Raw genomic sequence first — 13,695 nt, 5'->3', positions numbered from 1 at the left:
GTTCCTGCCTCCCCATTCCGTGCGCGTCGGCCGACTCCCGATCCGCGCGTCCGACGCCGAACCCAATTGTGCCCACAGTCCGCCGCTAAGCACGACACACAGCGGCGGACGATGGTTGTGCGCCTACCCCGGGTCTCAGCGTCCCAGGCGTCCGCGCACCATGCCGACCAGAGAGTTGACCTCTTCGATGCGCATGCGGCGGGCGGCGACGAAGAAGACACCGAACAGGAGCACTCCGCCGGCCAGCAGCGCGGCGAACGATCCCACGACGCCCTGGCCGAGTGAGCGGCTGATCGCGTAGCAGGCGGCGCCACCGACCAGGGCGGCCGGGACGGACGCGATGCACAGCCGGGCGTACGTACGCAGCACCCGCGCGCCGTCCAGGTCTCCGCCGAGCCGCTTGCGCAGCCTGCGCCAGGCGACGCCCACGCCGATCACGTAGGCCAGGCCGTAGGAGGCGGCCATGCCGACGACGGCCCAGCGCGAGGGCAGCAGGAGGTAACACAGGCCCGAGGCGGCGGCGTTGACCACGGCCACGATGACGGTGTTGTAGAAGGGCGTACGGGTGTCCTCGTAGGCGTAGAAGGCGCGCAGGACGACGTACTGCACGGAGTAGGGGATGAGGCCGAGACCGAAGGCCATCAGCATGTAGCCCATGTTGGTGGCCGCGCCCGTGCCCGAGGAGCCGAAGATCAGTGTGCACATCGGGATGCCGAGCGCGACGAAGCCGAAGGAGACCGGCACGATGGCGACGGCCGTGGTGCGCAGCCCCTGGGAGATGTCGTCGCGGACCGCTCCCCCGTCCTCCTCGGACGCCGAGCGCGAGATGCGCGGCAGCAGGGCGGCCATCAGAGAGACGGTGATGATGGCCTGTGGCAGCCCCCAGATGAGCTGGGCGTTGGCGTAGGCGCTGTAACCGGTGCCGGCGAGGTCGGTGTCCGTGACCGACGCCGTGGCGAGCTGGATGACGACGAGGGCACCCGCCTGGTTGGCGAGGACGAACAGGATCGTCCACTTGGCGAGCATGGCGGCCTTGCCGAGGCCGTGCCCCCTCCAGTCGAACCGCAGTCGCAGCTTGAACCCGGTCTCGCGGAGGTAGGGAATCATCGCCAGGGACTGGACGACGAGGCCGAGCAGGATGCCGATTCCGAGGAGTTTCTTGCCTTCCGGCGGGATGGTCGCGACCGTCATTCCGGAGTCGGCGGCCGTGCCGTAGACCCAGAGGAACATGCCGAGGGTGACGATGATGACGATGTTGTTCAGGACCGGGGTCCACATCATCGCGCCGAACCGTCCACGGGCGTTGAGGATCTGCCCCATCACCACGTGGACGCCCATGAAGAAGATGGACGGCAGGAAGTACCGGGTGAAGGTGACGGCCGTCTCGTTGGCCGCGGGATCCGAGGCGACCGGGTTCGACAGCGCGCGAACCAGCAGGGGGGCCGCCAGCATGCCCAGCGCGGTGAGGATGCCGAGGGCCACCACGACCAGGGTCAGGAGGCGGTTGGCGTAGGCCTCGCCACCGTCTTCGTCGTCCTTCATGGCGCGGACGAGCTGGGGTACGAAGACCGAGTTGAGGCCGCCGCCGACGGTGAGGATGAAGATCATCGTCGGCAGCTGGTAGGAGATCTGGAAGGACTCGCCCAGCAGGCCGAGTCCCAGGGCCGAGACGATCATCGCCGAGCGGACGAACCCGGTCAGCCGCGACACCATCGTGCCGGCCGCCATCACGGCGCTCGACTTCAGCAGGCCCCCCGCGCGCCCGCCCTTCTTGGGCGCGGCCTGGCTGGCCTGGCCAGCCGCGGGCTCGGGCTCCTGGAGTGGGGCCTCGGCCGCCTCGGGGGTGGGGGCCACCGCGTACTGGCCGGGTGCGGGCGCCGCGTGCTGCCCGGGCGTCGGAGCGGGACCGCCGTACTGAGCTGCGCCGCCGTACTGAGCTTCGCCGCCGTACTGAGCTGGGCCGCCGTACTGACCGTGTGTCTGAGCGTGCCCGTACGGATCGGGCCCCTGGTGCCCGCCGTACTGGCCCGGCCCCGCCGCCCCGCCGTACGGCCCCGGCCCCGGTGCCGGGGCAGGTGCGGGTACGCCGGCCTGGTCGTCGTACGAGGGGTGGCCGCCGCCCTGCTGCTGGTCGCGGAACAGGTGCGCGAAGGCGTCCGGCTCGTGACGCTGGTCTCCGGCCTGGCCGACCAGGTCGTCCACGCCCACGAACTGGGTGGTCCGAGGGTCGTCGCCGTACGGCAGGTACTGCGTCGGTCCCTCCGGCTCCGGGGCGGGCGTCTGGGCCCACACCCGGGGATCGGGGGCGTAGGGCGACTGGGAGGGCTGGGAGTACAGCGGCTGCTGCGGCGGGTACGTGCCCGGGGGCGGTGGGGGGTGCGCGGCGCGGTCGTAGAGCGCCTCGGAGACCGGATCCTGGGCGGAGAGGTCCTGGGCCCGGTAGGGATCCTGGTCGTAGGCGTCCTGGAGGTACATGTCCGCGGGCGGCTGCGGCGGCGTCTGGCCGGGATCCGGCGGCGGGCCCTGGGGGTGACCCGAGCCGTCCGCGGCCTGACCGCGGTCACCGTCGTACGGCGCGTTCATGGTTACCCCACCTCATCGTCCCGGGCCGACCGGCCACGACATCCTCAACGGTCCACTCTCTCACCCGTGCCGGACGGGTCGTCGCTTTCCGCTGCGGTGTCCGGTGTCGGGTCACTCGGCTGCTCCGGATCGTCCTCGGCGTTCCCCGAAGCCTCCGACTCTCCGGAATCGCCCTCCTCGCCCGACTCCGTCTTCTCGGCGGCACGGGCCGCGGCGCGCTTGCGCTGCGTGTACATCCGGAAGCCGGCGAGGACGAGCAGCAGGACGCCGCCTCCGATGACGAGCATCACGGTGGCCGTGATCTCGGTGACCTTCACGTCGAAGGTGACAGGCTTGCCGTACGGCCGCCCGTCCGTCGTGTACAGCTGGGCGATCACCGTCGCCCGGCCGTTGGCGTTGGCCGACGTGGTGAACTTCACCGACTGGCTGTGGCCGCCGGAGACCGAGATCGGCTGCTCCTCGTAGCGGGCGCCGTCGATCTCGAGGCGGGTCGGGTTCGTCGAGGTGAGCCGCAGGACCAGGGGGCCGACGTCCTGCACCAGGTTGTTCTGCACCGTCACCGGGATGGTGGCGCTGCGGCCGGAGAGCTTCGTCTCCGACTTGTCGATCAGTCTGACCCGGCCGGTCAGCCCGTCGAGGTACGACTTCACTCCGGCGCGGAACGACTCCGCCTCGGCGGCCCGGCCGCGCCACGACACGGACAGCTCCCGGTTCAGGGCGCGTCCGAAGGGGGTCACCACCCGGGACGGGTACGAGAGCACGATCTTGAAGCTGTCCAGCGCGTCCTGCGTCCGCGCGCTCTCCACGAACGCCGACCGGGGCAGCTCCTTCTTGCGCAGCGCCGACGGGTAGGAAGAGGGGCCCGGAACCTTGGTGGCGGCGTCCGGATCCGGCTTGGCCGCGGCGGCCGCCGCCAGCTTCTGGGACTGGGACCAGGTGCCGCTCTGGAGGGCCCGCAGCCCTTCGGCCATCGCGCGCGCCTGGCTCCCGGAGGGGGTGCGCTGCGGAGCGATGACCACGCTGCGCTGCTTGTCGGTCTGGAGGCCCAGACCCAGGCTCTGGGCGAGGAAGCGCTGCACGGCGAGCGTGGACGCGGACGCCGTCGTCAGGTCGCCCTCGAACGCCGTGGACATCCGGGCGTCCGCCACCACCGCCGTGGTGCCGCCGCCGATGGGGCGGGCGGCGGACGGTGTGTACGGCAGGGCGTCGGTCTCCTGGAGGCTGTCGCTGCGCGCGATCACCTTGTCGGCGCCCGCGGAGGTGGCGACCTTGACGATCGACCGGTCGACGGCGCCTTCCACGGGCCAGGCGAACTCGGTGTTCGGCTTCACATGGAGGATCGGCTCGACGGTGTTGGCGACGACGTCCGTCGCGTCCTTGAGCTGACTCAGCGAGCCGGTGACGTCCGTGCCGTTGTGGGCGAGGGACGCCAGGTCGGGGTCGGCGAAGGGGAGGGCGACGACCTCCTCGTCGGCCACCGCGTCCTGCAGGTCGGCGAGCCACTGCTTGGCGATCGTCTGGTGGGTGCCGGCGGTGGTCTGGTCCCCGTCCCGGACGCGGTAACTGCCCGTCATCGCGTCGACGGAGGCCAGCAGGTCCGGGTCGACCACCCAGGTGACGTCGAGGTCCTTGCCCAGCGTCACCATCTGGTTCAGGCGGCCGCCGGGGGAGATCTCCTTCGCCAGGTCGTCATTGAGGAAGACCGGGGTCTGCTCCTCGTTCGGTCCCGTTTCGGCGGCCATGTGCGTGGTCGAGACGAGGGGCCACAGCGCCGTGGTCTTGGTCCTGGTGTCGGCCTCGTCGGGCTGCCAGGGCAGGAAGGTCCGCTGGATGCCGAGGATCTGCTCCCACGGCTGCGCGGAGGTCTCCCCGGACAGCGAGACCGCGAATTCGTAGACGCCGTCGCTGCCGAGGTTCAGCTCGTCGACCGGCACCGAGATGTTGAAGTGCTCCGCCACGCCGGGAGTGAGCTTGGAGAACTTCTCCGTGTACTTGTTGTCGATCTCCGGGGAGATGGACCTCTGGAGATCGTCGCTGTCCTTGGCGATCGCGTCGACCGACGAGCGGGTGACGAGCTGTGGGCCCACGCGCAGGCCCACATGGGCGTCGGTGACGGTCCGCTTGCCGTGGTTGGTCACGGTGCCCGACACGGTCACCGTGTCCCCGTCCGTGGGCGCGGAAGGGGTGAGCGAGTCGACGGCCACGGCCACCGAGCCCGAGTCGGAGTCGGCCAGGGCAGCGGCCGCCTCGTCGGCGTGCGCCGAGCCGGCGGCGGGCAGCTGGACCAGACCGGCCAGCAGCGGCGCCCCGGCGAGCAGCGCCGTGGTGCGCCGGAGCCACCGGCGGGCAGGTGAGGCACTGGTCCCCTGGAAGTCTGCCGCCTCGGCCACGCGCTCGCCCGTCCCTCGTCGTGATCAGTGGTCGTCGGAATGTGCGTCCACGCATGGTAACGAGGTGCGACGAGGGGAAGTGCCGCGGACTACGTCACAAGATCCGCTGCCAGGCTGGTCTTCCCTCTATGTGTGCCTATAGAGGGAGCGGTACGAAAGCGGGGGATTCGGTGCGCGATCAAAGGGGGCGCCTGTCTCCGTCAAGGCCACGTACCCTGTTTTGTTGTGCCGAACGCCAACGAAGTCAGCCCCAGTGTCCTGAGCCAGGAGCAGCACCACGCGGCGGGTGAGCCGCTGCGGGTCGCCCCTGTCGCCGACGATCTCGCCCGCCGTTTTCAGGAGGCCGGGTTCTCGCTCGCCCTGGTCGGCGGCTCGGTCCGGGACGCCCTGCTCGGGCGGCTCGGCAACGATCTGGACTTCACCACCGAGGCCCGTCCCCAGGACGTTCTGAAGATCATGCGTCCCTGGGCGGACGCGGTCTGGGAGGTCGGGATCGCCTTCGGCACGGTCGGGGGGCAGAAGGACGGCTGGCAGATCGAGGTGACCACCTACCGCTCGGAGGCGTACGACCGCACCTCGCGCAAGCCCGAGGTGTCCTACGGCGACTCCATCGAGGAGGACCTCGTCCGGCGTGACTTCACGGTGAACGCGATGGCCGTCGCGCTTCCGGAGAAGGTGTTCATCGACCCGCACGGCGGACTCGACGACCTCGCGGCCCGGGTGCTGCGCACTCCGGGTACTCCCGAGGACTCCTTCTCCGACGACCCGCTGCGGATGATGCGGGCCGCGCGCTTCGCCGCGCAGCTCGACTTCGAGGTGGCGCCGGAGGTGGTCAAGGCCATGCAGGACATGGCCAGGCGCATCGACATCGTCTCCGCCGAGCGGGTCCGGGAGGAGCTGAACAAGCTCATCCTCTCCCCGCACCCGCGCAAGGGGCTGAGCCTGCTGGTGGAGACGGGCCTCGCCGAGCGGGTCCTGCCCGAGCTGCCGGCCCTGCGGCTGGAGCGGGACGAGCACCACCGGCACAAGGACGTCTACGACCACACCCTCATCGTCCTGGAGCAGGCGATGGCCCTGGAGAGCGAGGGACCGGACCTGACCCTTCGCCTGGCCGCCCTGCTGCATGACATCGGCAAGCCGCGCACCCGCCGCTTCGAGCAGGACGGCAGGGTCTCCTTCCATCACCACGAGGTGGTCGGGGCCAAGATGACGAAGAAGCGCATGCTCGCGCTCAAGTACTCCAACGACCTGGTGAGGGACGTCTCACGCCTGGTCGAGCTGCATCTGCGCTTTCACGGCTATGGCACGGGCGAGTGGACGGACTCCGCGGTCCGCCGCTACGTCCGGGACGCCGGCCCGCTGCTCGACCGACTCCACAAGCTGACGCGGTCGGACTGCACGACGCGCAACAAGCGCAAGGCTTCGGCCCTCTCTCGCGCGTACGACGGTCTGGAGGAACGGATCGCGCAGCTTCAGGAGCAGGAGGAGCTCGACGCGATCCGCCCGGACCTGGACGGCAACCAGATCATGGAGATCCTCGGTGTCCGTCCTGGGCCGGCCGTCGGGCAGGCGTACAAGCACCTACTGGAGCTTCGCCTGGAGAACGGGCCGATGGGGCACGACGCGGCGGTGGCGGCGCTGAAGGAGTGGTGGGCTCAGCACCCCGACAACGCATGAGAACGGGCGGCACGTTTCACGTGAAACGTGCCGCCCGCGGGGGTCATGTTTCACGTGAAACATGACCGTGAAGCAGAAGACCGTGATGCAGAAGACCGTTAAGCAGAAGACCGTTAAGCAGAAGACGGAGAGCGTCTCTCGCCTCAGGCCTTGCCGAGGCAGAGCAGGAACTCCTCGCCGTCGCCGGTCTCGGCGTAGAAGCCGGTGGCTCCGTCGACCTTCCGGCACTCCGTCTCGGCGGTCAGCGACGTGAAGTGGCCCTTCACCTTCGACAGCACCTTGCCCTCGGCCTCCGAGGAGGAGCAGTCCACGACCTCCATGCGGTCCGAGGACGACGACGCGGACTTCAGGCAGTCACCCACGCCGGCCTGGTCGGCGTCGTCCCGGCTGGCGATGTAACCGCCGACCGCGACACCCACGACGACCACCGCGATGACGATGTTCTTGATCGTCTTGAAGCTCGGCTTGCGGCGGGCCGGCTGCGGCGGCACCGGGGCGTACGGCGCGCCCTGCTGCGGGAAACCGGGCTGACCGGGCTGACCGGCCTGCTGCGGGAAGCCCGGCTGCCCCTGGGCGTAGGGGTTCTGACCCTGAGGCTGCTGCGGAGCCTGCGGCTGGTTCTGCGCGAACGGGTTGCCCTGGGGCGGCGGCTGGGTGGTCACTGGGGGTCCCCCTGAAATAGGTGCGTGTCGCGGACATGCCCGCGAGATAAGACGCACGTAAGCTACCGGGTCCCACTGACAACTCTGTAGTCCGGTGGGGCTCTGTGTCACTGATGTGACACTTGCCGGCCCTCAAACCGGGCCATAGCTGCCGCAACCACTCCGTAGATCGCGGCGACCGTCACGACCAGCGGCACCGACCGGCCGTCCGCCGGCAGCATGAGCGCGGCCACCCCGGCCGCGCCGACGAAGGCCACGTTGAACAGCACGTCGTAGACGGAGAAGATCCGGCCCCGGTAGGTGTCGTCGACCGAGGACTGCACGACCGTGTCGGTCGCGATCTTCGCCCCCTGTGTCGTCATTCCCAGCACGAACGCGGCGGCCAGCAGGGGCGCCGCCGCGAACGGCAGGCCCAGCGCCGGCACCAGCACGGTGGCGAGCGCCGCGCACACGGCCATCCAGCGGCCGGGCCCCAGTCGTCCCGCCGCCCAGGGGGTGACCACCGCCGCCGCGAAGAAGCCCGCCCCGGAGACCCCCAGTGCCAGCCCCAGCAGGGCGAGTCCCTCGTCCGTGTCCGAGGTCAGGGAGTACCGGCACAGCATCAGCAGCATGACCAGCAGGGCGCCGTAGCAGAACCGCATCAGCGTCATGGCCGCGAGTGCCCAGGCCGCTTCCCGGCGGGCGGGGGCGGCGAGGTGACGCACGCCCGCCGCCAGGTCGCGGGCGGTGCCGTTGAGCGCCGAGGTCAGCCTGGGCGGCACGAGTGCCCGGTCGGGGCCCAGCAGTTCCACGGCGATCCGCAGCGAGGCCAGGGCTCCGCACAGATAGAGGCCGGCGGCGAGCAGCACCACGGCGGCGTCGGAGTCCGAGACCACGAGGCGTACGACGAAGGCGAGGCCGCCGCCCGCCGTGGCGGCCAGGGTGCCGGCCGTCGGGGAGAGCGAGTTGGCGATCACCAGGCGCTCGGCGTCGACGACCCGGGGCAGCGCGGCGGACAGGCCCGCCAGCACGAAGCGGTTGACGGCCGTGACGCAGAGTGCGGAGACGTAGAAGAGCCAGTCGGGGACGGAGGCGATCATCAGAACCGCCGTCACCGTGGCCAGCACGGCGCGCAGCAGGTTGCCGTACAGGAAGACCTGGCGGCGGCGCCAGCGGTCCAGCAGCACACCGGCGAACGGGCCCACCAGGGAGTACGGGAGCAGCAGGACCGCCATCGCGGAGGCGATCGCGGCGGGCGAGGTCTGCTTCTCCGGGGAGAACACGACGTAGGTGGCGAGCGCGACCTGGTAGACGCCGTCGGCGCCCTGGGAGAGCAGGCGGACGGCGAGCAGGCGCCGAAACCCCTTCAGGCGCAGCAGGACGCGCAGGTCACGGACGACGGCCATGGGGCACAGCCTCACATACGGGAAGGGTCCCCGGGTCATGCGACCCGGGGACCCTCGGCAGACCGGGGTCAGCCGCTGATCAGCGCTCGACCTCGCCGGCGATGAACTTCTCGACGTTGGCGCGGGCCTCGTCGTCGAAGTACTGGACCGGCGGGGACTTCATGAAGTAGCTCGACGCGGACAGGATCGGGCCGCCGATGCCGCGGTCCTTGGCGATCTTCGCGGCGCGCAGGGCGTCGATGATGACACCGGCCGAGTTCGGGGAGTCCCAGACCTCGAGCTTGTACTCCAGGTTCAGCGGGACGTCACCGAAGGCGCGGCCCTCGAGGCGGACGTAGGCCCACTTGCGGTCGTCCAGCCAGGCGACGTAGTCGGACGGGCCGATGTGGACGTTGTCCGCACCCAGGTCGCGGTCGGGGATCTGGGAGGTGACGGCCTGCGTCTTGGAGATCTTCTTGGACTCCAGGCGCTCGCGCTCGAGCATGTTCTTGAAGTCCATGTTGCCGCCGACGTTCAGCTGCATCGTGCGGTCCAGGACGACGCCCCGGTCCTCGAACAGCTTCGCCATGACGCGGTGCGTGATGGTGGCGCCGACCTGCGACTTGATGTCGTCGCCGACGATCGGGACGCCCGCCTCGGTGAACTTGTCCGCCCACTCCTTGGTGCCGGCGATGAAGACCGGGAGGGCGTTGACGAAGGCGACCTTGGCGTCGATGGCGCACTGGGCGTAGTACTTCGCCGCGGCCTCGGAGCCCACGGGCAGGTAGCAGACGAGAACGTCGACCTGCTTGTCCTTGAGGACCTGGACGATGTCGACCGGCGCTTCGGCGGACTCCTCGATGGTCTGGCGGTAGTACTTGCCGAGACCGTCGTGCGTGTGGCCGCGCTGGACCTGGACGCCGCTGTTCGGCACGTCGCAGATCTTGATGGTGTTGTTCTCGGAGGCGCCGATGGCGTCCGCGAGATCCAGGCCGACCTTCTTGGCGTCCACGTCGAAGGCGGCGACGAACTCGATGTCACTGACGTGGTAGTCGCCGAACTGGACGTGCATCAGACCGGGGACCTTGGCCGCCGGGTCGGCGTCCTTGTAGTACTCGACGCCCTGCACCAGCGATGCGGCGCAGTTGCCCACACCGACGATGGCTACGCGAACCGAACCCATTCCGGTTGCTCCCTGTGTGTACGAGTGAGGCCCTGACTGGGCGCTCACGTGGCGGTGTCGCCGGGCGTATCCGGCCGGGGGTCGTTCCCCGGCCGGGGCAGGCCGCCCGTCGCTCCAGATGTCGTGTCCTGTTGAGCGGTCCCCTCGGCGGCGGAACCCCTCAGGTCCCGCCCCGCCCGCTCGCTCTCGATGAGCTCGTTCAGCCAGCGCACTTCGCGCTCCACGGACTCCATTCCGTGGCGCTGCAGCTCAAGCGTGTAGTCGTCGAGTCGCTCCCGGGTGCGGGCCAGTGAGGCCCGCATCTTCTCCAGGCGCTCCTCCAGCCGGCTGCGCCGGCCCTCGAGCACGCGCATGCGTACGTCTCGCGACGTCTGCCCGAAGAACGCGAAGCGGGCGGCGAAGGTCTCGTCGTCGTACGCGTCCGGGCCCGTCTGGGAGAGGAGCTGCTCGAAATGTTCCTTACCGTCGGCCGTCAACCGGTAGACGATCTTGGCGCGGCGTCCCGTGAGGGAAGCGGCGGCCTCGCCGACGTTCCCCGGTTCCTCGATCAACCAGCCGTTGGCGACCAGCGTCTTGAGGCAGGGGTAGAGCGTCCCGTAGCTGAACGCCCGGAACACACCCAGTGACGTGTTGAGCCGTTTACGCAGCTCATAGCCGTGCATCGGGGACTCGCGGAGCAGGCCGAGTACGGCGAACTCGAGGATGCCGGATCTCCGGCTCATCGTCGCCTCCTCTCGCCCTTATGCCGCGCTGATGTATCGAGTCGATACATCAGCACGATAGAACGAGCTTCTGCGTGCGACAAGGGGGGAACTGGTGAACGGGATCACATCAGGGTTTCATCGCGAGCAAGTTGCCTGATTTGAGGTGAACTTCGGGCCGCGGGGGTTTTGACGGTGCGTAGTGTGTGCGCCATGCAAACCACCGGGAACCGAGTGACGTCTGGGGGCGTCCCTGTCCCTGGTGCAGTACGGGTGAATGCGGAAGGGGCCGCATCCGTACTTCGGGGGGACCGGAAACCAGCCGCCTTTACCAGGCGCGCAAAGGTGCGCCTGCCCGAGGAGTAGTCGTTCGATGAGCGAGCACCGTCGCAAACCGCCGCAGCCGCAGGGAGGCGGACGTGCCGCGGCCCGACGCGGTCAGTCCGGCTCGTCCTCCGGCCGCCGTGCGGCACCGCGAGGCGCCACAGGGTCTCCGTCCGGCTCGTACGGTCCGGAGAACGAGGAGCCTGCGTACGGGAGCCGCGCCGAAGCCCGGCGCGCGGCACAGCGGAACGGGGGCGGCCGTCGCAGAGCGGCCGAGCCGGGCCGCGGCGGCCGGCGAGGGGCACCCGGCGGTCCGGCAGGGCCCGGGCGGGGCCGGGCCGCGGCGCCCGGCAAGAAGCGCATGATCGACTACCCGCGCCACAACAAGGACGGGTGGCAGCGCTGGGTGCCCTCCTGGAGGCTCGTCTCCGGGCTGTGCATCGCGTTCTTCGGCTGCCTGGTCGGCGCCGCCGGCCTCGCGTATGCCATGGTGAGCGTCCCCGTCATCGACGAGAGTGCCACCGCGCAGAACAACGTCTACTACTGGGCCGACAACACCCAGATGGTGGCCACGGGCGGTGACCGCAACCGCCAGAGCGTCAATCTCTCGCAGATTCCCAAGGCGATGCGCAATGCGGTCATCTCCCAGGAGAACAAGACGTTCTACTCCGACAGCGGCATCGACCCCAAGGGCATCGCCCGCGCCGTGTTCAACATGGCCAAGGGCGGAGACACCCAGGGTGGCTCCACCATCACCCAGCAGTACGTCAAGAACGCGATGCTGAACGACCAGTCGCAGACGATCTCCCGCAAGGTCAAGGAGATCTTCGTCTCGATCAAGGTCGGTACCGACGTCTCCAAGGACGACATCCTCGAGGGCTACCTGAACTCCGCCTACTACGGCCGCGGTGCCTACGGCATCCAGGCTGCGGCACGGGCGTACTTCAACGTCGACGCCGTCGACCTCAACCCGGGGCAGTGCGCGTTCCTGTCGGCGGTGCTCAAGGGCGCCACCTACTACGACCCGGCGGGCTCGGTGTCCATCGACCCGACGGGGGCCACGCCGGAAGCCAACAAGAAGCGCGCCCTCGCCCAGATGCAGGACACTCTCAACAAGATGGTGGAGTACGGGCATCTGAGCCAGGCGGACCGGGCCAAGTACACCGAGCTCCCCACGACGCAGAACCCGCAGTCGAACGCGAAGCTGGGCGGCCAGATCGGCTATCTCGTCAGGCTCGCCAAGTCTTCCGTGCTCAAGAGCGGCAAGGTGTCGGAGCAGCAGCTGGAGAAGGGCGGCTACTCGATCTACACGACCTTCGACAAGAAGAAGGTCGACGAGATGGAGAAGGCGGTCCAGAAGGTCTACAAGGAGAAGATCGACCCCAAGAAGCGCCCCAAGACGGACACCCACGTCCAGTTCGGCGGGGCGTCCATCGACACCCGGACCGGGGCCATCAAGGCCATCTACGGCGGCCAGGACGCCACCAAGCACTTCACCAACAACGCCGACGTGACCGGTGCCCAGGTCGGTTCGACGTTCAAGCCGTTCGTGCTCTCGGCGGCGATGAAGTGGGGCGTGCGCGACCCGGACCTCGGCCCGGTCCAGGCCCAGGACGAGCGCACCATCGTCTCTCCGAAGAGTCTCTACAGCGGCAAGAACAAACTCAAGATCAACAACTATGACGGGTCGATCTGGGAGAACGAGGACGGCGAGCAGTGGCGCCAGGAGAACGACGGCCAGGACAGCATCGGTGACCCGCCGGACTACAAGATCGACCTCCGGGAGGCGATGCGGCAGTCGGTGAACTCCGCCTATGTGCAGCTCGGCATGGACGTCGGCCTGGACAAGGTGAAGGAGGCCGCCGTAGACGCGGGGCTCCTGGAGGACAGTCTGACGGGCTCCAGCTTCCCGTCCTTCTCCCTCGGTATCTCGGACCCCAGCGCCATCCGCATGGCAGGCGCGTATGCCACCTTCGCGGAAAGCGGCAAGCAGCGCGAGCCGTACTCCGTCACGAAGGTGACGAACAAGAACGGCACGATCTACACGCACAAGGTCGAGGAGAAGCAGGCCTTCACCGCGAAGGTCTCGGACAACGTCACGGACGTCCTGAAGACCGTCGTCGAGAAGGGCACGGGCACCAACGCCCAGCTGCCCGGCCGCGAGGTGGCGGGCAAGACCGGTACCACCGACGGCAACAAGTCCGCCTGGTTCGTCGGCTACACCCCGCAGCTGTCGACCGCGATCAGCATGTACCGCTACCCGGACGACGAGTCCATCAAGAACCGTACGTTCCTGGAGATGTACGGAACGGGTGGCGAGAAGCAGATCCACGGTGCCTCCTTCCCGTCCACGATCTGGCAGGACTACATGTCGGACGCGGTCAAGGGCATGAAGGTGGAGAAGTTCCCGAAGCCGGAGCCCATCGGCGAAGTCGTCAACGACGCGCCGTCGCCGACCCCGACACCCTCTCCCTCCCCCTCTGCTTCCGAGACCGAGGAGACCACCCCGTCGCCGACTCCGTCGCCCAGCGACACGGGGACCAGTCCCTCACCTCCCGGGCCGACTGAGACCTGCGATTTCTGGGACATCAACTGCAACAACGGGGACGATGGCGGCAATGGGGACGGAGGCACCGGCCCAGGCGGCTCGGAGGGAAGTGAATCGCCTTCCCCATCGGCTTCCGAGACAGAGGGCGACGGCGGCAACAACGGAAACAGCCGTGGAAACAGCATCTTGGGACCGAACGGCTAGCTGTCCCGGAGTCACCGAGAATGGGTGTTTCACGTGAAACACCCGCATGTTCCACGTGA

Annotated in this window: 8 protein-coding genes; 2 read left to right on the top strand and 6 right to left on the bottom strand. The window is 69.0% G+C overall.

Going from position 1 to position 13,695, the window contains the following annotated elements:
* Positions 1–135: 135 nt before the first annotated feature.
* Together murJ and ACFV9J_RS28380 are read right to left on the bottom strand one after the other, a co-directional pair.
* Positions 136–2,583 carry a murein biosynthesis integral membrane protein MurJ gene (murJ, locus tag ACFV9J_RS28385; protein ID WP_385358601.1) on the bottom strand — a complete coding sequence of 816 codons (2,448 nt, stop codon included), beginning with the start codon at positions 2,581–2,583 and terminating at the stop codon, positions 136–138.
* A gap of 44 nt (positions 2,584–2,627) precedes the next feature.
* On the bottom strand, positions 2,628–4,973 hold the full coding sequence (locus ACFV9J_RS28380) for a DUF6049 family protein (protein ID WP_385358599.1): 2,346 nt from the start codon (positions 4,971–4,973) through the stop codon (positions 2,628–2,630).
* Positions 4,974–5,198: 225 nt separating this feature from the next.
* Here ACFV9J_RS28380 and ACFV9J_RS28375 point away from each other — a divergent pair, with 225 nt between their 5' ends.
* Positions 5,199–6,650: a CCA tRNA nucleotidyltransferase gene (locus tag ACFV9J_RS28375; protein ID WP_385358597.1), complete on the top strand. Its 1,452-nt coding sequence runs from the start codon at positions 5,199–5,201 to the stop codon at positions 6,648–6,650.
* A gap of 143 nt (positions 6,651–6,793) precedes the next feature.
* Here ACFV9J_RS28375 and ACFV9J_RS28370 read toward each other — a convergent pair whose 3' ends face one another.
* From ACFV9J_RS28370 to ACFV9J_RS28355, 4 genes are all read right to left on the bottom strand, one after another.
* Positions 6,794–7,312: a hypothetical protein gene (locus ACFV9J_RS28370; RefSeq protein ID WP_385358595.1), complete on the bottom strand. Its 519-nt coding sequence runs from the start codon at positions 7,310–7,312 to the stop codon at positions 6,794–6,796.
* A gap of 107 nt (positions 7,313–7,419) precedes the next feature.
* Positions 7,420–8,697: an MFS transporter gene (locus ACFV9J_RS28365; RefSeq protein WP_385358593.1), complete on the bottom strand. Its 1,278-nt coding sequence runs from the start codon at positions 8,695–8,697 to the stop codon at positions 7,420–7,422.
* A gap of 79 nt (positions 8,698–8,776) precedes the next feature.
* Positions 8,777–9,859, bottom strand: a complete 1,083-nt coding sequence (locus ACFV9J_RS28360) for an inositol-3-phosphate synthase (protein ID WP_356866425.1) — start codon at positions 9,857–9,859, stop codon at positions 8,777–8,779.
* 44 nt (positions 9,860–9,903) lie between these two features.
* Complete coding sequence (locus ACFV9J_RS28355) at positions 9,904–10,581, bottom strand: helix-turn-helix transcriptional regulator (RefSeq protein WP_385358589.1); 678 nt, start codon at positions 10,579–10,581, stop codon at positions 9,904–9,906.
* A gap of 664 nt (positions 10,582–11,245) precedes the next feature.
* On the opposite strand from ACFV9J_RS28355, the gene ACFV9J_RS28350 reads away from it, so the two are divergent.
* Positions 11,246–13,636, top strand: coding sequence for a transglycosylase domain-containing protein (locus tag ACFV9J_RS28350; protein ID WP_385358587.1), 2,391 nt, complete (start codon positions 11,246–11,248; stop codon positions 13,634–13,636).
* Positions 13,637–13,695: the final 59 nt, after the last annotated feature.

The sequence above is a fragment of the Streptomyces sp. NPDC059906 genome, from assembly GCF_042730645.1.
In the GTDB taxonomy this organism is placed as follows: Bacteria; Actinomycetota; Actinomycetes; order Streptomycetales; family Streptomycetaceae; genus Streptomyces; species Streptomyces rubrogriseus.
This window is presented reverse-complemented; position numbering and strand designations above follow the sequence as displayed.

What these genes read in the sequence shown, in the direction of transcription:
- murJ (WP_385358601.1), bottom strand. Translation starts at nt 2,583, where the DNA reads ATGAACGCGCCGTACGACGGTGACCGCGGTCAGGCCGCGGACGGCTCG.
- ACFV9J_RS28365 (WP_385358593.1), bottom strand. Translation starts at nt 8,697, where the DNA reads ATGGCCGTCGTCCGTGACCTGCGCGTCCTGCTGCGCCTGAAGGGGTTT.
- ACFV9J_RS28360 (WP_356866425.1), bottom strand. Translation starts at nt 9,859, where the DNA reads ATGGGTTCGGTTCGCGTAGCCATCGTCGGTGTGGGCAACTGCGCCGCA.
- ACFV9J_RS28355 (WP_385358589.1), bottom strand. Translation starts at nt 10,581, where the DNA reads ATGAGCCGGAGATCCGGCATCCTCGAGTTCGCCGTACTCGGCCTGCTC.
- ACFV9J_RS28350 (WP_385358587.1), top strand. Translation starts at nt 11,246, where the DNA reads ATGATCGACTACCCGCGCCACAACAAGGACGGGTGGCAGCGCTGGGTG.